Annotated in this window: 21 protein-coding genes; 9 read left to right on the top strand and 12 right to left on the bottom strand. The window is 71.4% G+C overall.

Going from position 1 to position 23263, the window contains the following annotated elements:
• Positions 1–47 precede the first annotated feature (47 nt).
• Positions 48–695 carry an NAD(P)-binding oxidoreductase gene (locus B2K11_RS08870; RefSeq protein WP_163617917.1) on the bottom strand — a complete coding sequence of 216 codons (648 nt, stop codon included), beginning with the start codon at positions 693–695 and terminating at the stop codon, positions 48–50.
• A gap of 98 nt (positions 696–793) precedes the next feature.
• Here B2K11_RS08870 and B2K11_RS08865 point away from each other — a divergent pair, with 98 nt between their 5' ends.
• Positions 794–1741, top strand: coding sequence for an AraC family transcriptional regulator (locus B2K11_RS08865; protein WP_163617916.1), 948 nt, complete (start codon positions 794–796; stop codon positions 1739–1741).
• Between the two features lie 21 nt (positions 1742–1762).
• Here B2K11_RS08865 and B2K11_RS08860 read toward each other — a convergent pair whose 3' ends face one another.
• Entirely contained in the window at positions 1763–2677 is a 915-nt protein-coding gene (locus B2K11_RS08860) for a DMT family transporter (RefSeq protein ID WP_163617966.1), read from the bottom strand.
• Between the two features lie 127 nt (positions 2678–2804).
• A complete protein-coding gene (locus B2K11_RS08855) occupies positions 2805–4115 on the bottom strand; it encodes an MFS transporter (RefSeq protein WP_163617915.1) in 1311 nt (436 codons plus the stop codon).
• Positions 4116–4332: 217 nt separating this feature from the next.
• Between B2K11_RS08855 and rpsO the strand changes: the two genes are divergently transcribed.
• Positions 4333–4602 carry a 30S ribosomal protein S15 gene (gene rpsO, locus B2K11_RS08850; RefSeq protein ID WP_056121136.1) on the top strand — a complete coding sequence of 90 codons (270 nt, stop codon included), beginning with the start codon at positions 4333–4335 and terminating at the stop codon, positions 4600–4602.
• Positions 4603–4749: 147 nt separating this feature from the next.
• Here the strand turns inward: rpsO and B2K11_RS08845 are convergent, their stop codons facing one another.
• From B2K11_RS08845 to B2K11_RS08830, 4 genes are all read right to left on the bottom strand, one after another.
• Positions 4750–5541: a 5'/3'-nucleotidase SurE gene (locus B2K11_RS08845; RefSeq protein ID WP_163617914.1), complete on the bottom strand. Its 792-nt coding sequence runs from the start codon at positions 5539–5541 to the stop codon at positions 4750–4752.
• Positions 5538–6563, bottom strand: coding sequence for a PfkB family carbohydrate kinase (locus B2K11_RS08840; RefSeq protein ID WP_163617913.1), 1026 nt, complete (start codon positions 6561–6563; stop codon positions 5538–5540). The genes B2K11_RS08845 and B2K11_RS08840 overlap by 4 nt, the downstream gene beginning before the upstream one ends.
• Positions 6564–6637: 74 nt before the next feature.
• Positions 6638–7678 (bottom strand): 2-oxoglutarate and iron-dependent oxygenase domain-containing protein, encoded by a 1041-nt coding sequence (locus B2K11_RS08835; protein WP_163617912.1) that lies wholly within the window; start codon positions 7676–7678, stop codon positions 6638–6640.
• Between the two features lie 193 nt (positions 7679–7871).
• On the bottom strand, positions 7872–9014 hold the full coding sequence (locus B2K11_RS08830) for an epoxide hydrolase (protein WP_163617911.1): 1143 nt from the start codon (positions 9012–9014) through the stop codon (positions 7872–7874).
• A 68-nt stretch (positions 9015–9082) separates the two neighbouring features.
• Here B2K11_RS08830 and B2K11_RS08825 point away from each other — a divergent pair, with 68 nt between their 5' ends.
• Positions 9083–10033, top strand: a complete 951-nt coding sequence (locus B2K11_RS08825; RefSeq protein WP_163617910.1) for a WYL domain-containing protein — start codon at positions 9083–9085, stop codon at positions 10031–10033.
• 62 nt (positions 10034–10095) lie between these two features.
• Here B2K11_RS08825 and B2K11_RS08820 read toward each other — a convergent pair whose 3' ends face one another.
• Positions 10096–11271 (bottom strand): acyltransferase family protein, encoded by a 1176-nt coding sequence (locus B2K11_RS08820; RefSeq protein ID WP_163617909.1) that lies wholly within the window; start codon positions 11269–11271, stop codon positions 10096–10098.
• 128 nt (positions 11272–11399) lie between these two features.
• Here B2K11_RS08820 and B2K11_RS08815 point away from each other — a divergent pair, with 128 nt between their 5' ends.
• The 5 genes from B2K11_RS08815 to B2K11_RS08795 all read left to right on the top strand — a co-directional run bounded on the left by B2K11_RS08815 (position 11400) and on the right by B2K11_RS08795 (position 17566).
• Positions 11400–12896, top strand: a complete 1497-nt coding sequence (locus B2K11_RS08815) for a carboxylesterase family protein (RefSeq protein WP_163617908.1) — start codon at positions 11400–11402, stop codon at positions 12894–12896.
• Positions 12897–12909: 13 nt separating this feature from the next.
• Positions 12910–13791: an alpha/beta hydrolase gene (locus B2K11_RS08810; RefSeq protein WP_163617907.1), complete on the top strand. Its 882-nt coding sequence runs from the start codon at positions 12910–12912 to the stop codon at positions 13789–13791.
• Positions 13792–13800: 9 nt separating this feature from the next.
• Positions 13801–15549 carry an alpha-glucosidase gene (locus B2K11_RS08805; protein WP_163617906.1) on the top strand — a complete coding sequence of 583 codons (1749 nt, stop codon included), beginning with the start codon at positions 13801–13803 and terminating at the stop codon, positions 15547–15549.
• A 171-nt stretch (positions 15550–15720) separates the two neighbouring features.
• Positions 15721–16920 carry an LLM class flavin-dependent oxidoreductase gene (locus tag B2K11_RS08800; protein WP_163617965.1) on the top strand — a complete coding sequence of 400 codons (1200 nt, stop codon included), beginning with the start codon at positions 15721–15723 and terminating at the stop codon, positions 16918–16920.
• Position 16921: 1 nt separating this feature from the next.
• Positions 16922–17566 carry an FMN reductase gene (locus B2K11_RS08795; RefSeq protein WP_163617905.1) on the top strand — a complete coding sequence of 215 codons (645 nt, stop codon included), beginning with the start codon at positions 16922–16924 and terminating at the stop codon, positions 17564–17566.
• A gap of 3 nt (positions 17567–17569) precedes the next feature.
• On the opposite strand, the gene B2K11_RS08790 is transcribed toward B2K11_RS08795, so the two are convergent.
• Together B2K11_RS08790 and B2K11_RS08785 are read right to left on the bottom strand one after the other, a co-directional pair.
• The gene (locus B2K11_RS08790; protein ID WP_163617904.1) at positions 17570–18409 is read right to left on the bottom strand and encodes a DNA/RNA non-specific endonuclease; all 840 of its coding nucleotides are present in this window, start codon (positions 18407–18409) and stop codon (positions 17570–17572) included.
• Positions 18410–18564: 155 nt separating this feature from the next.
• Complete coding sequence (locus B2K11_RS08785) at positions 18565–19158, bottom strand: VTT domain-containing protein (protein ID WP_163617903.1); 594 nt, start codon at positions 19156–19158, stop codon at positions 18565–18567.
• 139 nt (positions 19159–19297) lie between these two features.
• Here B2K11_RS08785 and B2K11_RS08780 point away from each other — a divergent pair, with 139 nt between their 5' ends.
• On the top strand, positions 19298–21268 hold the full coding sequence (locus B2K11_RS08780) for a GDSL-type esterase/lipase family protein (protein ID WP_163617902.1): 1971 nt from the start codon (positions 19298–19300) through the stop codon (positions 21266–21268).
• Between the two features lie 46 nt (positions 21269–21314).
• Here B2K11_RS08780 and B2K11_RS08775 read toward each other — a convergent pair whose 3' ends face one another.
• Together B2K11_RS08775 and B2K11_RS08770 are read right to left on the bottom strand one after the other, a co-directional pair.
• On the bottom strand, positions 21315–21998 hold the full coding sequence (locus B2K11_RS08775) for a response regulator (protein ID WP_163617901.1): 684 nt from the start codon (positions 21996–21998) through the stop codon (positions 21315–21317).
• Complete coding sequence (locus B2K11_RS08770; protein WP_163617900.1) at positions 21995–23254, bottom strand: ATP-binding protein; 1260 nt, start codon at positions 23252–23254, stop codon at positions 21995–21997. Before B2K11_RS08770 ends, B2K11_RS08775 begins: the two co-directional genes overlap by 4 nt.
• Between the last annotated feature and the right edge of the window lie 9 nt (positions 23255–23263).

Here is a 23263-nt window from a genome sequence, read left to right as displayed (position 1 = left end):
TCGAATCGAGGCATCCGCTCTTCGCGGCTCTTCGGGCGTGCTGTGCGTCAACCCGAGACGGAGACCGTCTCGCGCGCCCGGCCGGAGCTCTCCACGAGCTCCGCGTGGACCTGCGCGACCCCGCGGCGGGCGACTTTGTTGCGGCGGATGCTGCCGTCGGTCGACGTGAAGTGCTCGGCGGAGTCGCCGTCGGTGAGGTACACCGGCTGCACGATGGTCCAATCGAGCTCCGATCCCCGCAGGACGCCCTCCTGGATCTCGGAGTCGATGATCTGCGGACGGATGAGCAGCGCGAACAGGATCCGGTCGGTGAGTCGCAGCAGGGCGCGCGTGTCGCCGACGCCATACGACGACTGCACGACGAGCCGACTCACGCCCGCGCGCCGCGCCGCCGCCACGATCGCCGCCGTGCCCTTCGAGCGCACGTCGTCGGCGGTGCCCTGAGCGCCGCGGAGCCGCACCCGGAGCGTGGGCTCCGAGATGCCGAGGGTCACGACGATCGCGTCGTGGCCGGGCACCACGCCGTCGAGGACGGAGGCGCGTGTCGCGTCGCCGTCGACGCGCTCGAGACCTTCGCGGCCCGGCAGCGAGGAGGCGTGGCGCGCGAGCGCCGTCACCCGGTGGCCGCGTTCGAGCAGGGCGTCGCAGACGGCGCGGCCGGATCCGCCGGTGGCGCCGATGACGAGGATGTTCATGAGGTTCTCCCTTCGGTGGTGATCCAACCCTTCCAGTCCCGCGCCGGATGATCTATCGTCAGAAGTACGTATTCCATGACCGATCGTCCGGGGGCTTCATGAGTGTCACCATGCCGTGGGACACCGAGGACGCCCTCACCGCCGCGCTCTACCGCGTCCGCATGCGCGGCGCGTTCTACTCGTGGACGGAAGCGTCTGCGGAGGGCGCCGTGGAGATGCCGCAGTTCCCGGGCACGCTCAGCTTCCACATCGTCGCGCACGGGACGGCACACCTCGAGGTCGAGGGTGCCGATGCTGTGCCGCTCGATGCCGGAATGCTCGCCCTCGTGCCGCGGGGGATCGGGCACCGCGTCTCTACGAGTCCGGGTGCGCAGATCGTCGGACGCGCCGACCTTCTGCCGCAGACGATGCTCGGCGATGCGTTCTCGGTGCTGCGGATCGGACCCGAGGTCGCCGATCCGCCGCTGGCGCTGCTGTGCGGCGTGGTCGCGTTCGACTCTCCCGCGGTCGATGACATGCTCGCGGTGCTGCCGTCGGTCGTCATCGTCGACTCGGCTCGGCATCCGGTGATGGCGGCGCTGCTGCCCCTGCTCGCGCGCGAGCTGCGGGAGCCGAAGCCCGGGGGAGACGCCGTCGCCACGCGGCTGGCGGACGTGCTCGTCGTGGAGACCGTCCGGGCGTGGCTGGCCGATCAGCAGTCGGAGTCCAGCGGCTGGCTCGCTGCGCTGCGAGATCCCCAGCTCGGCGCCGCGCTCGCTGCCGTCCACCATGATCCGGGCCATCCGTGGACTCTCGACGCGCTCGCGCGCCGCGCGACGATGTCGCGCTCCGTCTTCGCGGCGCGGTTCACCGCGGTGGTCGGAACGCCGCCGATGACCTACGTGTCGGCGGCGCGGATGCGCGCCGCGCGCGCGATGCTCGCCGAAGGGCGCAGCGTCGCGGCGGTCGCCGCTGCGCACGGGTACGGATCCGAGGCCGCGTTCAGCCGTGCCTTCGCCCGCGTCACCGGTGAGACGCCGGGGCGCGTCCGCCGGGCCGCGGCCTGACGCGAGCGGATCGGGCGGTCGTCAGGCGCGCGGTCGCCGGCGCAGGCGGTCTTGTGCGAGCAGGATGCCGAGGAAAACGACGAGCGCGCCCAGGGGCTCGTTCCACGAGATCGTCTCGCCCAAAATGACGATGCCCAGGATGACGCCGACCACCGGTGTGATGTAGGTGACGGTGGATGCTCGTGTGGGACCCCACGCGCGGACGGTGTTCTGGTTCCAGACGTACGCGATCCCGGTGCCGAGGCAGCCGAGCAGGACGAGGCTGACGACGATGGGCGCGTCGAGGCGCACCGGCGTCAGGACGAGGAAGGGCGTGAGCACGACCATCACCGCCCCCGCCATCGCGATGTAGCCGAACGTGAACGCCAGCGCCGACATCCCGGTGTTCGAGACGAAGCGCCGCATGTAGGCGAGGCTGAAGCCGTAGCTCGCGGTCGCGCCGAGGATGGCGAGTTCGGCGACCAGGCTGCCGTCGAAGGCGATGCCCTGCCACGGTGCGATGATGACGACCACGCCCAGGATGCCGACGCCGATGCCGGCGACCTGCACGTTCTTGAGCTTCTCGACGCGGAAGACGAGCCACGCCATGATCGCGGTCATGATCGGCGTGGTGGCGTTGAAGATGCTGGCGACGCCCGAGCTGACGTACTGCTGCGCCCACGAGAACAGCAGGAACGGGATGACGCAGAACGTGAGGCCCAGCACGAGAAGGTGGGCCCACACGCGGAGACTGCGCGAGAGCTGCTCGCGACGCAGGAGGACGAGCGCGCCGAGCGTGAGCGCGCCCAGCAGGATGCGGGTCCAGGCGACCTGCGCCGGTGAGATGCCGGTGAGCGACACCTTCATGAAGAGGAAGCTCGAGCCCCACACGATTCCGGCGAGCACGAACTGCACCGTGATCCAGCGCGCGGAGGGCAGTCGCTCTGCGCGTGTCATGGGAGTCGTGTCGGTCGTCGAAGCCACGTGGCCACCCTACGGTCGCCCTGCGACGGCGTGGCGCGCCGTCGCATGCGACGGCCGAAATCCGCCGGTCTGCGACGGTTCGACTACGGTGCGACCCCGGTCACGGAACAGGGTGCTCGGCGTCGTACGCGCGGAAGCGCGGGCTGGCGCGCACGAGCATCGCCACGAGCGCGATGATCACGAAGCCGCCGAGCAGTGGCGGGAACCACAGCGCCGTGAGGGTCGCGAGCGTCCCTGCGTAGAGGGCGCCCAAGCGCGGTCCGCCGGTGACCACGACGATGAAGATGCCCTGCAGCCGGCCACGGATCGCGTCGGGCACGGCCGCCTGCACCATGGTGTTGCGGAAGATCGAGCTGATGTTGTCGGCGGCGCCCGAGACGGCGAGCACGACGCACGCGAGTGCGATGAGAGCGACGTTCGGAGTGTCGGCATCGACTCCGACGGGTGCCAGCCACCCGAGTGCGGCCGCCCCGAGGACCAGGCCGAGAGCGGCGATCGAACCGCCGTACACGAGGATGGCGCGCTCGATGCCGAGACCCTGGCGGCGGATCCCGCCCACGCGGCCCGAGAACAGACTGGATGCGAAGGCGCCGGCCGCGACGGATGCGGTGAGGACGCCCGTGGTGATCGGCCCGCCGCCGAGCAGCACCGCACCGATGGCGGGGAACAGCGATAGCGGCTGGCCGAACGTCATCGCGATGATGTCGAGGATGAACTGGAGGCGGATGTTCGACGCGCGCCGGAGGAACCGCCAGCCGTCCCGGAGCGATTCGAGTCCGGGCCGGACGACCTCGCCCTCGGGACGCAGGGTCGGCAGTGTCCAGAGGCCGAGGAACAGCGAGGTCATCAGGATCACATCGAGCGTGTACGTCCAGGCGTAACCGGTCAGCGCCACCAGCACGCCGGCGAGCGCGGGACCCGCCATCACCATGATCCCGACGGTGATGCCGCCGAGGGCCGAGGCGGCCGGCAGCAGGTCGCGGGGGAGCAGGCGCGGCACGATCGCCTGGCGGGTCGCCAGCACGATCGAATTGGCCGCGGAGTTGACGATGCTGAGCGCGTACAGCCACCACACCGTCTCGAGGCTCGCCCAGGTGAGGACGGCGAGGAGCGCCGTCGAGCCGAAGGTGACCGTGGCGGCGATCAAAGCGACTGCCCGGCGGTCGAACGCGTCGGCCAGCATGCCGCCGTAGATGCCGGCGATGACCATGGGCACGAGCCCGGCGACGGCGATCATCGAGACGGCGAACGTGGACTCGGTGAGGTCGTACATCTGCAGCATGATCGCGACGATCGTGAGCTGGCCGCCCAGGCCTGCGAGCGTCGATCCGATCCACATCCGCGTGAACGCGGGACTGGTGCGGAACGGCCGCAGGTCGATGAGGTGGCTGCGATGCTGCTCGGTGCTCACCCGGCGACCTCGGCCGGCGCTCCACGGCGGCACTGCGGCTCGACGCGGAGGGGGTGGGGCACGGGTTCGAGCGTACCCGGGCTCAACGGGAGCGCGTTCGCCGCGGCATCCGTTCGCTGGTAGACTCTTCAGGTTGCCGTTAGATCGGCCGCGGATAAAGAGAGCTCGCGCATCAGGCGTCGGGCGCCGCGCAACGACGAGAAAGGGGATCCCATCTATGCCACTCGAATCAGACGCCAAGAAGGCGATCATCGAAGAGTACGCGACGCACCCCGGTGACACCGGATCCCCCGAGGTGCAGGTCGCGATGCTGACGCAGCGCATCAAGGACCTTACAGAGCACCTGAAGGAGCACAAACACGACCACCACTCGCGTCGTGGGCTGTTCCTGATGGTCGGTCAGCGCCGTCGTCTGCTCGGCTACCTCCAGGACATCGACATCAACCGTTACCGGTCGCTGATCGAGCGTCTCGGACTGCGCCGCTAATCGCAGCCAGCGTACAATCGCGCGAAACATTCTTGGAAGGCCTCCCCGCGGTGTGGGGGGGGCCTTCACCTTTTCCGCTCGCCGGCCCGCGCTCGCCCTCGCCGCCTCGCTACGTGCTGCTCACCGCCTCTTGCCGGTAGCTGCCTGTCATGACGTGCCGGGCGAGGCGCCCTGTGACAGGCGGGCGGATGCCTCGGCCGCCTCGAAGCCGAGCGGAAGCTGTGACACGGGATCGAGCCCGGTCAGGGTCACCCAGCCCTCGGCCAGGAGTGCGGCGTCGCTGCCCGGCTCCGGGGTGTTGGGCAGGTCCTCGACGGCAAGGCGGATGTGGCCGGCGTCCCGCTCGCTCAACGTCGTCTGCACGATACCGAACGGGGCGAGAGCTGCCTCCACGATGCCGCGGTTCGCCGGGGAGTTCGGCGCGTTGAGGTTCAGGACCGTTCCCCGCGGCCGCTCGAGCAGGAACGGCAGGACTCCGATCGTGGCCGTGGCTGCGGCATCCCAATGGAACTGCGTCGGATTCATGCCGACGTCCAGCGACACCGCGACAGCCCACGCGCCGTTGAGGCCGCCGGTCAGGGCGGCGCCGACCGTGCCGGAGTGCAGGATGGCGCGACCGACGTTCGCGCCGTGATTCACTCCCGAGAGCACGAGCTCGGCCGGGTCGCCGAAGGCGCCGTGCGCCGCGATGAGCGCGATGAGGCCCGGCCCGCCGCGCACCGCGTAGGCCGCGACGCCCTCGAGCCCGGTCAGCTCGCGCCGCTCGATGGCGATGCGTCCGTCCTCCTCGGCGGCGACGATCGATGCGCTGGATCCGCTGGACTGCCGCACGGGCGCCGCGATGGTGACATCGAGCCCGGCGTCGAGGGCGGCACGGGCCAGGACGTGCAGCCCCGGGGCGTCGATGCAGTCGTCGTTGGTGATCAGGGTGCGCATCATCGCTGCTCTCCTGGCTCGGCGGGCGCTGCCGGCTCCGCGAGTGCGGCGAGTCCGTCGGGGCTGACGTGTCCGGTCACCGGCTGCTCCATCCCCGCCTCGGCATCGTCGACGATCTCCCGCACCGTCACCGCCGCCCGCAGCGCGGCGATCGTCTGGGGGTCGCCCGTGCCGAGGCCATGCCGGGTCACGTTCAGGGCCGCTGCGGCGGCACCGGTCACGATGGCGTCACGGAGGCTCTCGCCCCGTGCGATGCCGGCCGCGACGCCCGCGGTGAGCGAATCGCCGGCGCCGCGGGTGTCGGCGACCTCCATGCGGGGCGCGTTCACCTCCAGGATTCCGGCGGCGTCGAGCAGGAGCGTCGGCTCGAGCGAGCGCGAGACGATCACCGCGCCCGCTCCGCCGTCGTGCAGTCGACGCATCGCAGCGATGATCGCGACGGCGGAGTCGTCGTCGACCCGCCCGTCGTGCGCGAGCTCTTCGTCGCTCACCTTGAGCACATCGACGCCCCCTTCCAGCGCCGCGTCGAGCCGAGCGCCGGCGAGATCGACGACCACCTTGGCACCGCCGGCTCGCAGGTCGGCGGCGAGACGGCGATAGGTGTCGGCCGGGAGCGCTTCGTCGCCGGCCGGTCCGCTCAGGATCGTCAGGCCCGAGGCGAGCCCTTCCCGCAGGGTCACGCCGTAGAGCTCGTCGAGATCGTGGCGCGCGAGGGGGTCGCCCTCCGTCTCGGCGATGATCTGGCGCTCGCCGCCGCGGCGGTCGTGCACGTACGCGGAGCCCTTCCCGGGTCGCTCGACGCCCGCGACGGTGATGCCTTCGTCTTCCAGGAGGTGTTGCAGCATCCGTCCGATTTCTCCGGTGAGGCTGCAGCACAGCGTCACCGATACGCCGAGCCGCAGCAGCATGCGCGCCTGCCAGACGCCCTGGCCGCCCGCGTGCACGTGGACGTCCGGCTCGCCGTCGTGCTCCTCGACCGTGACGGTGAGCGTCGGGGAGGGCGCGAAGATCGTCACGTCGCTCATGCCGCCACGCTAGGCGGGGCGTCGAACGCTCCGGCACCCCCTGGCACCGGCGGGAGAGACCTGCAAGAAGTGCGTCACGCGGATGCCGCAGCCCGGGCCGCGACGAGATCCGCATGGTGGATCGCGGCGACGTCCGGGTGCGCGCGCAGGCGCGACTTCAGCGCGTTCTCGCCGTACAGCGCGTGAATCGGATTCGCCGGGTCCTGCGTGACACCTCGGGCCTGCACCGCGAGCTCGGCCGGGAGGTCGATGAGCGGCAGGCGCTTGTCGAGCGCGGGATTGAAGAAGAACGGGACCGAGATGCGGTCGTCGGGGTAGGTGGGGGAGATGACGCGGTGCTTCGTCGCGATCAGGTAGCCCTGAGTCGCGTACTCGAGCAGCTCGCCGATGTTGACGACGAACGCGCCGGGAACCGGGGGAGCGTCCACCCAGTGCTGATCTCCCGTGACGCCGTCTCTCCGCTCGACCTGGAGCCCGCCCTTGCCGGGCTCGACCCAGAGCAGCGTCAGCACACCGGAGTCCTTGTGCGCTCCGACGCCTTGCTGGGGCGTGGGGTCCTCCTTGCCGGGGTACCGGACGATCTTGATGAGGGTCGACGGCTCGCCGAAGTGCTCGTCGAAGTAGCTCTCCGGGGCGCCGAGCGACAGCGCCCACGCCCGCAGCAGCCTGCGTGCGACGCCCGACAGGTGGTCGTGCCACTCCGAGACGACCTCCCGCAGCTCGGGCTGCGCGTCGGGCCAGAGGTTCGGGCCGATGAGCCGCGCGAAGTCCGGGGCATCGGCATCCGACACTGCCGCTCGCTCCGGTCCGATGTCGATCTGCTCCCGCCAGTCGACTTTGCCCTGCGTACGCTCGCCGCCGATGCGCGTGTAGCCCCGGAAGTGCGGGCTGTTGACGTTCTCGATGGCGAGCTTGTCGGCTTCGGGGAGGGCGAAGAAGTCGCGGGCGGCGCGGTGCAGGCGGGCTTCCAGCTCGGGTGAGATACCCGTCCCGGTCAGGTAGAAGAAGCCGACGTCGTGCGTCGCCGCGCGCAGATCGTCGCGGAACTGCGCGGCGGCCTCCGGTCCCTCGTCGAGCCGCGAGAGGTCGAGGATCGGCAAGTTCAGCTCGGTCATGAGGCGAGAGTAAACGGATGCCGCGGCATCCGTCTGTTTGTTGCCTCCCGTTTCGCCTCGCTCTCGCGCACCCCCGCCCCGCTCTCTTCCCCGTTGACTTGGCGTATATGTACGCGACACGCCGGCGTGTCGCGTACATATACGCCAACTCAACATGAGGGAAGAGGGGCGGGGCGGAGGGAAGCGCGGGGGATCAGCGGCGGGCGAAGAAGGCGCGGATGTCGCCGACCACCAGCTCCGGGACCTCGAGGGCCGCGTAGTGGCCGCCACGTTCGAAGCGGCTCCAGTGGACGATGTTCGAGTTGTCGCGCTCGGCGAACACCTTGATGGTCTGGAAGTCGTCCTTGAAGACGGCGACGCCGGTGCGCGCGTCGCTCACCCGAGGCTCGGCCTCGGCCAGCGCGTTGTCGCGGTAGGCGCGGCTCATGCCCGCCGACGCGTTGGCGAACCACGCGACGCTCACCTCGGTGAGGATCGCGTCGAGCGGCACGAGGGCGGTGCCGTTGCCGAACGAGTTGAACAGCTCGGCGTAGGCGAGGTGGCCGACGGGGGAGTCCGACAGGGCGGCGGCGATCGTCTGCGGGCGGGCGGCGTTCATCGTGTTGTAGGCGCCCACCGACTGGAACCACTGCATGTGCTCGAGGCCGGCGTAGTCCTGCGGCTCGAGCTTCTCGAACTCGGCCGGATCGCCCGACGGGAACGAGAACAGCTGCAGCACGTGCAGGCCGAGGAACCCCTCCGGGTCGAGGAGGCCGAGCTCGCGGGCGACCATCGCGCCGTTGTCGCTGCCATGGATGCCGTAGGACTCGTAGCCGAGCCGGCGCATGAGCGTGTCGTATGCGGCGGCGACGCGGCCGACCGTCCAGCCGGAATCGGCGACGGGCTGGCTGAAGCCGAAGCCGGGCGCGTCGGGCACGACCACGTCGAAGGCGTCCTCGGCGCGGCCGCCGTGCGCGACCGGGTCGACGAGCGGGCCGATCATGTCGAGGTAGTCGACGAAGGATCCCGGGTAGGTGTGGGCGAGGATCAGCGGCGTCGCACCATCGTGCGGGGAGCGGACGTGCAGGAAGTGGATCGTCTGCCCGTCGATCTCGGTGGTGAAGTGGGGGAACTCGTTCATGCGCGCCTCGGCGGCACGCCAGTCGAACCCGTCGCGCCAGCGCGCGACGGCTTCGGCGAGATACGAGATCGGCGTGCCCGAGTCCCAGTCGTCGGACGGCGCGGGCTGGGGCAGACGGGTGCGGGCGAGGCGGTCGGCGAGGTCATCGACCGCTGCTTGCGGCACGTCGATGCGGAAGGGGCGGATGTCTGCGGTGGAGGTGGTTGCGGTGTTCATGTCTTCGACGTTACGGTCAAAACAGGCACGTTCTCTTCCTCTTATCCACCCGTCGAATCGAGTTCGCGATGGCCGACACGTCCGCCCGGATGCTCGCCCTCCTGGCCCTGCTCCAGAGCCGCCCGCGGTGGCCGGGCCCCGAACTCGCCGCCCGTCTCGACGTGTCGGTGCGGACCGTCCGCAACGACATCGAGCGACTTCGCACACTCGGCTATCCGGTGGAGGCAGAGCGCGGCCGGGCCGGCTCATACCGCCTCGCGGCCGGCGGCAAGCTGCCGCCGCTCCTGCTCGACGACGACGAGGCGGTCGCGGTGGCGATCGGGCTTCGGGTGGCGCGCGGCGTGGCGGGCGTCGAGGAGGCCGGCACCCGCGCGCTGGCGAAGCTGCTGCAGGTGCTGCCCGAGCGGCTGCGGCCGACCGTCGACGCGGTCGCCGCCACGGTGGACAGCGGGCCCGAGAACATCGGGACGGACGCCCCGGATCCGGAGGTCGACCCGCATGTGCTCAGCGCCGTCGCCCAGGCCGTGCACGCTCGGGAGTGGCTGAGATTCGACGATCGCGGCGTCCCGCGAAGGGTGGAGCCCTACCGCCTGCTCAGCTGGCAGCGTCGCTGGTACCTCGTGGCGCGCGATCCGGAGATCGACGAGTGGGAGACCTTCCGCCTCGACTGGATCGAGCCCCGGATGCCCACGCGCCGCCCCTTCGAGCCCGTCTCGGTGCCGGGCGGCGACTTCACCGCGTTCGCGCTGCGATCCATCGCGGCGGGCGGCTGGAAGGTGCACGCGCGCCTGCGCATCGCGGCGCCCGCCGACAGGGTGATCGCACGGATCAATCCGACGGTCGGCGTCGTGGAGGCGGTCGATCCGGCGACCTCGGTGCTCCTGACGGGTGCCGACAGCCTCGAGACGATCGCCGCGTACATCGGCATGCTCGGCATGGACTTCACCGTCGACTCGCCCGCCGAGCTGGTGCCGCACCTTCTTCGACTCGCCGACCGGTACACGCGGGCGGCCGGCTGACCGCATCGCCAGCCGATCCGATCGGCACAGCGACCGGACAGAGAGCGTCGTGGACCGGCCGCTCAGCCGTTCTGGCGCGGGTCGGGCCGAGGCATCCGCGGTTCCTCCCGCGGTCGGCGCGAGCCCGTGGGATCGCTCCGCCGGCCCTCGCGTCGGGCGAGCGTGAGATCGGCGAAGAGCCACGCGGGGCGCGGCTCGACCAGCGGGCGGAACAGCCGCCGCACCGGTCTGGTGGCCAGTCCCAGGGCGATGAGCACCGAGCCCACGATCACGAGCGGCAGCCACAGCCACGTGGGCTCGGCGTTGCGCAGCACGCCGCTCTCGCGGAAGGGATAGAGCACGAACGAGTGCAGCAGATAGACGTACATCGTGTACTGACCGAAGTGCGTCCACCAGTGCGTGCCGCGTGGAAGGAGGGCGAAGAACGCCGTCGACAGCAGCACCGCGACGATCATGAGGGTCAGCCTCACGCCACCGGCCCACCACTGCGTTCCGCCGATGGAGGCGTAGTTCTCGTCGTAGAAGAGCCATTCGCGCAGGTTCATCGCGCGCCACTCATCGACGAAGAACCAGGCCGCCCACGCGGCGACCGCGAAAAGGCCCAGGCCAGCGGCGAACACCCACCACGGGCGCCGATCGAGGAGGCGCAGGCGCGCGACGATGTCGTGTTCGCGCAGCCACCAGCCGAGCGTGAAGAACGGGAGCAGTCCGAGTGTCCGCGACAAGGAGAACGTCGAGTCGATGTTGGGCAGGTAGCCGGCGCCGATCGAGATGACGACCGTCCACAGGAGCGGCCAGCGCAGCAGCGCGAGGTAGGGCAGCACGACGCGGAAGATTCCGAGCGCCAGCAGGAACCACAGCGTCCACGACGGCTGGGTGAGGTTGGGGTTCGCCTGCCCCTCGACGAGCCACTTCGTGAGCGTCCACAGCCCCTCGAAGACGACGTACGGCACGAGGATGTCGGTGATGACGCGCGCCATCTGCCTTCTGGTCGGGGCGTCCGACTTCGAGAAGTAACCCGAGATCACGGCGAATGCCGGCATGTGGAAGGCGTAGACGACGAGATAGAGGCTGAGCGCGATATCGGAGTCGTAGGTCAGCCGCTGCACGGCGTGGCCGAGCACCACGAGGACGATGCACGCGAAGCGCGCGTTGTCCCAGAAAGGCGTGCGCCGTCGCGGGCGGGCGACCTGTCCCGCCGGGGTGGTCGCCGTGGGGGGAGCGCTGCTGCCGGTCATCGTCACCTCTCGCCGGGGCGCTGACCAGACTAGCCGGGCCCACCCGTACCCACCCTCGCTCGACACTGAGTCCCGCGCTGGCTGAGTCTGAGTGCGAGCGTGCGACGGTGCGCGCCAGAGGGGATGACATGACGGATGCCGCGACCGAAGCCCGTTCAGCCACGCCCGCGTCGGCTTCGCCGGTGGTGACGGTGAGCGCGGGCAGCATCCGCGGCACCCGCGAGGGCGGCATCGACCGCTTTCTCGGCATCCCGTACGCGGCGCCGCCGGTCGGTGAACTCCGGTTCGCTCCTCCGGCGCCCCTACCCCCATGGGACGGCGAGCGGGATGCCTCGTCCTTCGGTCCGACGGCGCCGCAGCGCCCGTACGCACCGGCGGTCGCCACCTACCTCTCCACCGTGGAGGTGCCGGGCGACGAGATCCTGACGGTCAACGTGTGGACGCCCTCCGACCGCGCACCGCAAGCGGCGCTTCCGGTGCTGGTGTTCGTGCACGGCGGCGCGCTGACGCGCGGCACGGCCGCGCTGCCGACCTATGACGGCGAGCGGTTCGCCCGCCACGGCATCGTATTCGTGTCGATCCAGTACCGCCTCGGCCAGGAGGGCTTCGCGGTGCTCGACGACGTGCCGCAGAATCTCGGCGTCCTCGACCAGGAGGCCGCCCTGCGCTGGGTGCGCCGCGAGGTCGCGGCGTTCGGCGGGGACCCGGCTCGGGTCACCGTCATGGGGCACTCAGCCGGGGCCAACACGCTGACCGCCCTCCTCGCCCTGCCTCACGCGAGGGAGCTGTTCGACCGGGCGATCCTGCAGTCCGGGCCACTGGTGGCGCAGCCCCCGAAGAGGGCGGGGCGCATGACGCGCGAGATCGCGAAGCGGCTCAAGGTCGCCGCGACGCGTGCGGGGTTCGCCGCCGTGCCCGCGGCCGACCTCGTGGCGCAGCAGACGGCCGTGGCGGCGGGAGGCTCGCCGCTCGGCGGCGGTCCGACTGTCGCGCTCGCGATCGGCGGCGAGGCCGTGCCGCGCAATCCGCTGGACGCGCTGCTGGCGGGGGCGGGCCGCGGCATCCCGGTCCTCATCGGCTGCACGAGCGAGGAGTACCGGCTGTGGCTCGTGCCCTCGGGTGCGGTCGACAAGGCGACGTGGCTCACCGTGGCCGCGGCGCGGCTCGCTGCCCGTGTCCCCGCAGGCATCGTGCGTGCGCATCGCGCGCGACGGCGGGACGCCTCGCCCGGCGAGGTGCTCGGCGAGGTGATGACCGACATGCTGCTGCGTGGGCCGATCACGCGGTTCGCCGACGGTCGCGTGTCGGCGGCCGATTCGGCGACCTGGGTCTACGAGTTCCGGTGGCGGAGCCCCGTCGACCGACTCGGCGCCGCGCACGTCATGGAGCTCGGGTTCGTCTTCGACCGCCTCGGGCAGCCGGACGCGATCGGCATCGGCGGTCCGAACGGCCCGCAGGCGCTCGCCGACGCGATGCACGGCGCCTGGGTCTCGTTCGTCGTGAGCGGCGATCCGGGCTGGGAGGTATGGTCGCCCCGCCGGCCGGTGCAGGCGTTCGACGCCGACGGCGGCCACATCGACTACGCGCCGCGGCAGGACGAGCTCGACGGCCTTCCCGAGCGGTAGTCTCACAGTCGCGATGACGACGATCGACGACGCGCTCGAGCGCGACCAGGGCATTCCCGACCTCGACTGGCATGTGTTCCCCGCGGGCACCGAGCGGGATACGTTCCCCGCCCCCAGCGGCGGCCTCGCGCGGGTGCGCCTGGGCGACGACGGCGCGCCGCGGGTCGTGCTCGTCCCCGGCGTCGTCGGGTCCAAGGAGGACTTCGTCCTCCTGTTCCCGCTGCTCGCCGCGGCCGGCTATCGCGTCGAGTCCTACGACATCGCCGGTCACTACGAGTCCGTCGGCGCCGGGCCGCAGCACCTCGATCCGCCGCGCGCGTCTTACGACTACCCGCTTTTCATCGACGACCTCATCGCCGTGCTTGAAGACGGCGGGCCGGCACACGTGCTCGGCTACAGCTTCGCGGGTCTGGTCACCGAGCTCGCGCTGGTCGCGCGCCCCGACCTCTTCCGCAGCCTCACTCTGATGGCGGCGCCGCCGGCGACGGGCCAGGTGTTCCGCGGGGTCAAGCACATCGGGCCCATCTCCGACATGACGCCACACCGGGCGGCGGGGCTCATCCTGTGGGGCATCCGCTACAACCTCAACCGGACGCCCCCCGGGCGCATCGCGTTCGTGCGGGAGCGACTCGCGGTCACCGGGCGTGACTGCATCGACGACGTCGTCGGGCTGATGATGGCGACGCCCGACTTCGCGGACGACGTGGCGGCGATCGACATCCCGAAGCTCATCGCCGTCGGAGAGCACGACCTCTGGCCGCAGGCGCAGCACGACGAGTACGCGGCACGCATCGGCGCCCGCGTCGCCACGTACGTGACGGGGCATGCGCCGTGCGAAACCGCGCCGCACCAGCTGGTGCGGGACATGCTGCAGCTGTTCGCCGCCGCGGCGTAGTGTGACGGGATGGCAGCGGCCGAGACTCCGAACGACCCGCCCGCCTGGTGGACCGGCGCCGTCGTCTACCAGATCTATCCGCGCTCGTTCCAGGACTCCGACGGCGACGGCGTCGGCGACCTGCGGGGCGTGCTGCGGCGCATCGACCATCTCGTGGAGCTCGGCGTCGACGTCGTGTGGCTCTCGCCGATCTATCGCAGTCCGCAGGACGACAACGGCTACGACATCAGCGACTACCGCGACGTCGACCCGCTGTTCGGCACATTGGCAGACCTCGACGATGTCATCGCCGCGCTGCACGAGCGCGGCATCCGCGTCGTGATGGATCTGGTGGTCAATCACACGAGCGACGAGCATCCGTGGTTCGTCGAGTCGCGGTCATCGCGGGACTCTCCCCGGCGCGACTGGTACTGGTGGCGCCCCCCGAGGGAGGGCATGGCGGCCGGCGCGTCCGGCGCCGAGCCGACGAACTGGGCCTCGGCCTTCTCAGGACCCGCGTGGGAGCTCGACGAGGCGACAGGGGAGTACTACCTGCACCTGTTCAGCCGCAAGCAGCCCGACCTCAACTGGGAGAACCCGGACGTCCGTGCGGCCGTCTACGACATGATGCGCTGGTGGCTCGACCGCGGCGTCGACGGCTTCCGCATGGATGTGATCAACCTCATCTCGAAAGTGGTCGGCGCGGACGGATCGCTGGCCGACGGCGTGGTCGTGGACGGGCGCTTCGGCGACAGCCGCCTGCAGACGGTCAACGGCCCGCGCCTGCACGAGTTCCTGCAGGAGATGCACCGCGAGGTGTTCGAGGGCCGCCGGCAGGCTCTGCTGCTGGTGGGGGAGACGCCCGGTGCCAGCGTCGAGGACGGCCGCCTGTTCACCGACCCCGCGCGCCTCGAGGTCGACATGGTGTTCACGTTCGAGCATGTGCACATCGACCACGGCCCCGGCGGGCGCTTCGACCTGCGACCGCTCGACCTGCGCGAGCTGAAGGCGACGATGGCCCGCTGGCAGCATGGGCTCTTCGACGCCGGCTGGAATTCGCTGTACTGGGAGAACCACGACCAGCCCCGCAGCGTCTCGCGCTTCGGCGACGACGGGGCGTATCGCCGCGAGTCGGCGACGATGCTCGCCACGGTGCTGCACCTGCACCGCGGCACGCCGTACGTCTACCAGGGCGAGGAGCTCGGGATGACGAACGCGCACTTCCGCGAGCTCTCGGATTATCGCGACATCGAGTCCCTCCGCTTCGCGGCCGAAGGGCGCGCCCATGGCCGCCTGACCGACGCGCAGCTGGTCGACGCGCTCGGCAGCGGAAGCCGCGACAACTCCCGCACGCCGGTGCAGTGGGACGCGACCGCGGCCGCCGGGTTCACGACCGGCGAGCCGTGGATCGGGGTCAACCCGAACCACGTGACCGTCAATGCCGAGGCAGAGCGTGCGGATGCGGCATCCGTGTTCCATCACTACCGCCGGCTCATCGCGCTGCGCCACGACGACCCGGTCGTGCGGCTCGGCGACTTCGCCCTCGTCGCGCCGGAGCACCCGCATGTCTACGCGTTCACCCGGTCCGGTGGGGGGCCGACGCTCTTCGTCGCCGGCAACTTCACCGGTGACCCGCAGCAGGTCGAGATCGCGGGCGTCGAACCTGCCACGGCCGAGCTCGTCATCGGCAACTGCGACGGTGCACCCGATGTCGCCGGCGGCCTGCTGCGGCTGCGGCCGTGGGAGGCCGTGGTGCTGCGTGCGGGGGCCGCTGGGTAGGGGCGATCATTGAGGGAGCGGTGCTGAGTCTGCGGCATCCGCTCGGGAATAACATCGGTGCGCACGCGTTGCACGAGATACATTCATTTGCATAGATTCGCCCGCGACGGAGATCCCGCACGGCGAAAGAGCGGAGAAGCGATCGTGAGCGACAGCACCACGTGGTCGGGAATGCAGTTCGGCATCTTCACGGTGAGCGACATCACCCAGGACCCGACGGACGGCACCACGCCCAGTGAGGCGGAGAGGATCCAGGCGACGCTTCGCATCGCCAAGCACGCGGAAGAGGTGGGCCTCGACGTCTTCGCGCTCGGCGAGCACCACAACCCGCCGTTCTGGTCCTCCTCGCCGACCACGACCCTCGCGTACATCGCCGCGCAGACCGAGCGCCTGATCCTCTCGACCGCGACGACCCTCATCACCACGAACGACCCGGTGAAGATCGCCGAGGACTACGCGATGCTCCAGCACGTCTCGGGCGGTCGCACCGATCTCATGATCGGCCGCGGCAACACCGGCCCGGTGTACCCGTGGTTCGGCAAGGACATCCGCCAGGGCCTGCCCCTCGCGATCGAGAACTACAACCTGCTGCACCGCCTGTGGCGCGAGGACGTCGTCGACTGGGAAGGCCAGTTCCGGACGCCCCTGCAGGGCTTCACCTCGACCCCGCGTCCCCTCGACGGCGTGGCGCCGTTCGTGTGGCACGGCTCGATCCGCACGCCCGAGATCGCCGAGCAGGCGGCTTACTACGGCGACGGCTTCTTCGCGAACAACATCTTCTGGCCGAAGGAGCACTACCAGCGCCTGATCCAGCTGTACCGCCAGCGCTACGCGCACTACGGACACGGCACGCCCGAGCAGGCGATCGTCGGTCTCGGCGGCCAGGTGTTCATGGCGGCGAAGTCGCAGGACGCGGTCAAGGCGTTCCGCCCGTACTTCGACAACGCGCCGGTCTACGGCCACGGTCCGTCGCTCGAGGACTTCAGCGAGATGACCCCGCTCACCGTGGGCTCGCCGCAGCAGGTGATCGACCGCTACGCCGCCATGCGTGACACCTACGGCGACTACCAGCGCCAGCTGTTCCTCATGGACCACGCCGGCCTGCCGCTGAAGACGGTGCTCGAGCAGCTCGACATCCTCGGCGGCGAGGTGGTTCCGGTGCTCCGCAAGGAGCTGCAGAAGAACCGTGCACCGGAGGTTCCGGATGCCCCGACCCACGCGAACCTCGTGGCCGCGGCCTACGGCGACCAGGCGCCGCGCCAGGCGGTGCCCGGTGCGAACCGCGGCGACAACCTCGTGGGCGCGAGCCCGTACCAGGACAGCCCTGCCCCCGCGGGCGCCGCGTTCGGCCTCGGCCGGAAGGAGGCGTGACATGACCGCGCGCCGCATCGCCGTCATCTCGGCCGGTCTGTCCAACCCGTCGTCGACCCGCATGCTCGCCGACCGGCTCGCCGCCGCGACGGCGAAGCAGCTGTCGGAGCGCGGCATCGAGATCGAGGTCGACGTGTTCGAGCTGCGCGACTACGCGCACGACATCACCAACAACCTCCTGACGGGGTTCGCCCCGCCGGCCCTCGAGTCCGTGATCAACGCGGTCGTCTCGGCCGACGCCGTGATCGCGGTCACGCCGATCTTCTCCACGAGCTATTCGGGACTGTTCAAGTCGTTCATCGACGTGCTCGACCCCGATGCGCTGACCGGCAAGCCCGTGCTGATCGGCGCGAACGCCGGCACGGCCCGCCACTCGCTCGCGATCGACTACGCGATCCGGCCGCTGTTCACGTATCTGCACGCCGAGCCGGTCTCGACCGGCGTGTTCGCCGCGTCGAGCGACTGGGGGGCATCGGCCGACAACATCGCGCCGCTCGGCGAGCGGATCGACCGCGGGGCGCGGGAGCTCGCCGAGGCGATCGCGCGTCGGGAGCCCGCCACGGACTCCGACCCGTTCGACCCCGCCAACTACCTCGGCGAGGGCCGCTCGTTCGGACACCTGCTCGGCGGTCTTGCGGGGGAGTAGCCCTCAGCCCAGCACGATGTCCTCCGGTGCGCGGAGGGGACGCCAGGCGTCCTCTCCGCGCACCGCTGGGTCGGTGAGCCTGTCGAAGTGCGGCAGCACGTCGGCCTCGACGAGCGCACCGAAGTCGACTCCGGCGAGGGCTTCGATATCCGCGATCGGCACCTGGAAGGTGCGGAAAGCGCCGAGCGAGGGCACCGCGAGCGCCCCCTGGCTGACGTCGATGAGCTCCGACTGGTCGAGGAGGAAGCCGGCGGCCGCAAGGCTCGGGGACGCCGCATCCCCGGTCATCCACGCGGCGACCTTGAAGAAGCGACGGGGGACGCGGATGCCGCGGTACGGCGGGTCGTCGTCGGCGAGCACCGGTGCGGTGAACACGCTGATCCGCTCATCGGTCGTGTCGGCGAACCCCAGCACGTGGTCCTCGAGGCCGAGCCACAGCTCCTTCGACTGGTTGAACCCGCTCGCCTGCGGGGCTGCGTTGGGGTACGTGAAAGTGGCCTCCATCGCGCGGCGGGCCTCGGCCGTCGAACCCCAGCCCGGATCGCGGCGGCGCACCAGGTGCCCGCGGTCGAGGTCGTTCGAGGCGTAGACGGCCGGTCCCGCCTGCTCGGCAGCTGGGATCCGGGCGTCCAGCTCCCACTCGCCTGTGCGCGGCAGATCGTGCAGCGCCGAGCCGTCGATGTTCACCGCCGCAACGATGGCGAGCCGCCGCTCCGGCTCGAGCAGCACCGTGAACCGCGGGTACGTCAGATCCCGCACCTCCCGGCCGTCCGCGGGACGGGGGAGCGGGAGGGGGATGCCGAGGAAGAGGTCGTCGTATGCGTCCGGGTTCGCGTCTGCCACGCCTCCATCCTGACCGCAGTCCGGCCTGCGCCGCGCACGATCGGTCCCGTTGGCGCGCGGATCCCCGCCGACACGCGGCTGCGGGCTGCCGCGCCCCGGCGTGTCGCGGACCCCGTCCGTCCCTGCGGATCCGATGTCGTGCACCACGCCGTCGGTCACCGGCCACTGCGCAGGCGCCGGGCGAGCACCGCGTCGATCGCGAGGCCGATCCCGACCGCCAGCGCGACCGAGGCGACCACGGCGACCACCGGTCCTCCCGGGAGGATCGCCGCCACCGCCGCGCCGATCAGCGCCTGGTACGCCGACCACGCGAGGGCCGCGAGCCCCGCGATCGCCAGGAAGCGCGGCGCGGCGACCCCGGTCGCGCCCGCGGTGAGGTTGACGGCGAGCCGCGCGAACGGGATGAACCGCGCGGTGAAGAGCACGAGCGCGGCGCGCCGCTCGAGCCGTGCGCGCGCCCAGGCGAACGCTGTGCGCACGCGGGGCGTCCGCATCCAGCGCCAGCGTTCGAGTCCCATCGTCCGCCCGACGAGGTAGCACGCCGCGTCGCCGGTGACCGCCGCCACCGCGGCGACGAGGATCACTGCTCCCACTGCGGGCTCACCCTGCGACACCGCCAGTGCGCCCAGCGCCGTCACCGCCACCTCGCCGGGAACGACGACGAGGAACGCGTCGCCCAGCACGAGCACGAAGAGCAGCGGCAGCGCCCACGGACTCCGCGCGACCTCGGTCAGCAGTTCCTCGACCACCCCTCCTTGGTAGCCGCCCGGGGTGAACGGCGACGGAACGGGGCACGTCCGGTGACCTGCCGCGGTGCATCGGGTGAACAGTTGCGCGCGGGCGCCGGTTCGCGGCATCCGTCCCTGTCAGCGCCGTCACCCTGGAGGCGTGAGAGTCGCACTGCTCGCCGAATCGTTCCTGCCCCACATGAACGGGGTGACAGGGTCGGTGCTCCACGTGCTGCGCCATCTCGCGGCCGAAGGCCACGAGACGCTCGTCATCGCGCCGCGCGCCGGAGAGATCACCACCGACCTCCACGGCGCCCGCACGGAGCTGCTGCGGTCGACGCCGCTGCCGTCGTATCCCGAGGTGCGCATCGTCTTCGCCCGGGCCGCCCGACTGACGACGATCCTCCGCGAGTTCCGGCCGGACGTCGTGCACCTGGCATCACCGTTCGTGCTGGGCTGGCAGGGCCTCGTGGCGGCCGATGCGCTTCGCGTCCCCGCCGTCGCGGTCTATCAGACCGACGTCATCGCGTATGCCGAGAAGTACGGGATGCCGCAGGCCGCGGCGCTCGTCGGTCGCCACGTCGCGCGCCTGCACCGGCGGGCCACCCTCACCCTCGCCCCGTCTACGGCTTCGGTGCAGCAGCTCGAGGCCCTCGGCGTCGACAGACTGCGTCGATGGGGGCGCGGGGTCGACACCTCCCGCTTCGGCCCGGAGCGGCGCAGCGACGCCTGGCGCGCACGTGTCGCGCCGGGCAAGACGATCGTCGGGTACGTCGGCCGCCTGGCGCCCGAGAAGCAGGTCGAAGACCTCGCGGCGCTCGCCGGTCTCGACGGCACGCGACTCGTGATCGTCGGCGACGGCCCGGCCCGCCCGGCGCTCCAGCGGGCGCTGCCCGAGGCGGTGTTCACGGGCCACCTCACCGGCGGTGCGCTCGCCGAGGCGCTGGCCGGCTTCGACGTGTTCGTCCACCCGGGCGAGAGCGAGACGTTCGGCCAGACGATCCAGGAGGCGCTCGCCAGCGGCGTCCCGGTGGTGGCCACCGGGACCGGGGGCCCGGTGGACCTGGTGCGCTCGAGCGTCGACGGCTGGCTCTACCGCCCCGGCGATCTGCGCGACCTGCGCGCGCGTGTCGCCGACCTCGTCGGCGACACGGGCAAGCGGCGTGCGTTCGCGGCATCGGCTCACGAGTCGGTGCGGGACCGCACGTGGGACGCCCTGTGCGGCCAGCTGGTCGATCACTACGAGGACGCACGGATGCTGCGCCCCATCGACGACGCGCTGCGCCGGCGCGCCGGCATCCGGCCGTCCACGCCGACCGCCGCGGCCGACGTGCGACCGCGGTGGTCGCGGTACGTCGCCCTCGGCGACTCGCTCACCGAGGGACTCTGCGACACCTCGCGGATGCCGGCGGGGCGGTACCGGGGATGGGCGGACCGCCTGGCTCAGCTGCTCGCGCACGAGGCATCCGGCCGTGAGCCGTTCCAGTACGCGAACCTCGCCGTCCGCAGCCGCCGCGTGCGTCACCTGACCGCCGAGCAGCTTCCGCAGGCGCTGGCGCTGCGGCCCGACCTCGTGTCGATCCTCATGGGGGCCAACGACCTGGTCGGCCGGCGTGTCGACATCGCCCGGCTCGCGGCCGAGCTCGAGGCATCCGTTCGCGCGCTGCGGGACGCCGGCATCGACGTGCTGCTGGTGACGCCGTTCCTGCCACGCCGCCGTGCCGCGGTGCTCTTCGAGCGGCGGTTCGCCGCCTTCGCCTCCGAGCTCCGGCGGATCGCCGCCGGCACCGGTGCGATGCTGCTCGATCTCGACGCCATCCCCGCGATCGGAGACCTCGACCTCTGGGCGTCCGACCGGGTGCACCTTCGCTCGCGGGGGCACCGGTTCCTGGGCTATCGTGCCGCCGAGGTGCTCGGCGTCCGCGACGCCGAGGCACTCGGCGGACTCGATGCCGCCCTCCACGCCGACGACGACCCCGTGGCGTATGGAACCTGGCTCAGCAGGGACGTGCTGCCCTGGGCCTGGCGGCGCCTGCGCGGACGCACCGCCGGGGACGGCATCGCGCCGAAGCACACCGGCTACGTGGCCATCGGCGGCCGCGGCGACGTCCGTGCGACGACCCGGGCATAGCGCCGTCCGTCCATCGATGGGAGCGGGCCCGTCCCGACGGTACGCCTCATGCCTCGTCGCGCCAGGCGTACTCCGACTCCGGTCGTCCGGGAGCGCCGTAGCGCGGCGAACGGCTGAGGCGCCCGGCCTCGACGAGATGCTCGAGGTACCGGCGAGCGGCGACCCGCGACATCCCGAGCCGTGCGGCGCATTCCACGGCCGACACGGGCCCGTGCGCGCGGACGTCCGTCGTCACCTTCGCCAGGGTCTCGGGCGAGAGGCCCTTGGGCAGCGCCACCGGGACCGAGGGACGGAAGGCGCCGAGGAGCGCGTCGATCTCGGATTGGGTCGGCGTCCCCGCTGCCTCCGCCGCGCGCTCCCGGTAACCGCGGTACTGCTCGAGCCGTTCCCTGAAGACGCTGAACGGGAAGGGCTTCACGAGGTACTGGAAGACGCCGAGGCTCACCATCTGCCGCACGACGTCGGCATCGCGCACCCCCGTGACGGCGATGACGTCGACGTCCGACGCCCGCGCGCGGAGGTGCCGGAGCACGTCGAGGCCTGAGCCGTCGGGCATCGTGACGTCGAGCAGGACGAGGTCGATCTCGCCCGGTCGTTCCAGGATCGCGGCGACCGCGGCCCTCGCCCCGCTGCACTCGGCCACCACGCGGAAACCCTCCAGCCTCTCGACGTACGTGCGATGCAGTTCGAGCGTCAGTGCTTCGTCGTCGACGAGCAGCACGCCGATCACGGTCGCCTCGCGGGGAGGAGGACCGTGAACGTCGTCGGCGCGGAGGCGATCGAGATGCCGCCGCCCGCATCCCGAACGATCGAGCGTACGAGGGAGAGCCCGACGCCGCGGCCGTCAGCTCCCGCCGGCTTCGTCGAGAACCCGTGCTCGAACACGCGCTCGAGGAGCTCATCCGGGATGCCGGACCCGCTGTCCGACACGACGATCCGAAGCGCGTCGGGCCCGGCCGGCTCAAGCGCGACGCGCACCCAGCGCGGCGGCTCATCCGCTGTCGCGGCATCCAAGGCGTTGTCGATCAGGTTCCCGACCACCGAGACCGCATCCACGGGGGAGAGCACGCTGCGCGGCGCGGCGGGATCGATCTCGGCGCTCCACTGCACACCGTGCTCGCGGGCCTGGGCGGCCTTGCCCAGCAGCAGCGCGCCCACGGTGGGATCGCCGTCGCGCCGTGCGGCGACCTGGTCGACCAGGGCCTGACTCTGCCGCGACGTCTCGGTGAGGATGTCGATGGCCTCGCGCGTGCGCCCGAGCTCGAGCAGTGACACGGCCGTGTGCATGCGATTTCCGTGCTCGTGGGTCTGCGCGCGGAGCGCCTCGCCCAGGGTACGGATGGACTCGTACGATGCGACGGCATCGCGGATGCTGCCGGCCGGGAGGTCACCGGCGAGCCGGCGTGTCGTGCGCCTGGCGAAGAGCGCCCCGGCGAGACCGGCCACGAGCACCGCCAGCGCGATCACGACGATGAACGGCAGCCGGGGAACGAGATCGGACGCGATGCTGCCCACCGTGCGGCCCACCGACACCCAGCCGACGAGCTCACCGTCGGCCTCGATCGGCACGATCGTCCGCACCGACGGACCCAGCGTTCCTGTGAACTCCTCGGTCAGCGGCATACGCTCCGCGGGGATCGTGCCGAGGTAAGCCCGTCCGATCTCGCCAGGATCGCGATGGGCGACGCGGATGCCGTCCGGCGTCATGATCGTGACGAAGTCCACGCCGGCATCCGTCATGATCTCCTGGGCGAGCGGCTGCAGGATGGGGGTCGGCTCGTCATCGCCGAGTGCGGCGGCGACGGACGGCGTCACGGCGATCGAGGTCGCCACGCCGCGGGTCACCTCCTCGGCCTCGACGCGCGCGGACCGCTGCGCGTCGAGCACGAGGAGCACGGCGAGCACCACCACCAGGATCGCCACCGCGGCGGCCACGGCGAAGAAGACGAGCGAGGCGGCGCTCGCTCGGCGGGCATCTGCGCGCATGCGACCTCC

The organism is Microbacterium sp. B35-30 (assembly GCF_010634855.1).
Taxonomy (GTDB): domain Bacteria; phylum Actinomycetota; class Actinomycetes; order Actinomycetales; family Microbacteriaceae; genus Microbacterium.
Note: the sequence above shows the minus strand (reverse complement) of the source record. Positions and strands in the feature narration are given on the sequence as shown.

Coding starts and splice junctions, on each gene's coding strand:
- B2K11_RS08795 (WP_163617905.1), top strand. CDS start 16,922: ATGACCGCGCGCCGCATCGCCGTCATCTCGGCCGGTCTGTCCAACCCG.
- B2K11_RS08840 (WP_163617913.1), bottom strand. CDS start 6,563: ATGAGCGACGTGACGATCTTCGCGCCCTCCCCGACGCTCACCGTCACG.
- B2K11_RS08810 (WP_163617907.1), top strand. CDS start 12,910: ATGACGACGATCGACGACGCGCTCGAGCGCGACCAGGGCATTCCCGAC.
- B2K11_RS08860 (WP_163617966.1), bottom strand. CDS start 2,677: ATGACACGCGCAGAGCGACTGCCCTCCGCGCGCTGGATCACGGTGCAG.
- B2K11_RS08845 (WP_163617914.1), bottom strand. CDS start 5,541: ATGATGCGCACCCTGATCACCAACGACGACTGCATCGACGCCCCGGGG.
- B2K11_RS08800 (WP_163617965.1), top strand. CDS start 15,721: ATGCAGTTCGGCATCTTCACGGTGAGCGACATCACCCAGGACCCGACG.
- B2K11_RS08830 (WP_163617911.1), bottom strand. CDS start 9,014: ATGAACACCGCAACCACCTCCACCGCAGACATCCGCCCCTTCCGCATC.
- B2K11_RS08870 (WP_163617917.1), bottom strand. CDS start 695: ATGAACATCCTCGTCATCGGCGCCACCGGCGGATCCGGCCGCGCCGTC.
- B2K11_RS08815 (WP_163617908.1), top strand. CDS start 11,400: ATGACGGATGCCGCGACCGAAGCCCGTTCAGCCACGCCCGCGTCGGCT.
- B2K11_RS08835 (WP_163617912.1), bottom strand. CDS start 7,678: ATGACCGAGCTGAACTTGCCGATCCTCGACCTCTCGCGGCTCGACGAG.
- B2K11_RS08805 (WP_163617906.1), top strand. CDS start 13,801: ATGGCAGCGGCCGAGACTCCGAACGACCCGCCCGCCTGGTGGACCGGC.
- rpsO (WP_056121136.1), top strand. CDS start 4,333: ATGCCACTCGAATCAGACGCCAAGAAGGCGATCATCGAAGAGTACGCG.
- B2K11_RS08825 (WP_163617910.1), top strand. CDS start 9,083: ATGGCCGACACGTCCGCCCGGATGCTCGCCCTCCTGGCCCTGCTCCAG.
- B2K11_RS08820 (WP_163617909.1), bottom strand. CDS start 11,271: ATGACCGGCAGCAGCGCTCCCCCCACGGCGACCACCCCGGCGGGACAG.
- B2K11_RS08770 (WP_163617900.1), bottom strand. CDS start 23,254: ATGCGCGCAGATGCCCGCCGAGCGAGCGCCGCCTCGCTCGTCTTCTTC.
- B2K11_RS08865 (WP_163617916.1), top strand. CDS start 794: ATGAGTGTCACCATGCCGTGGGACACCGAGGACGCCCTCACCGCCGCG.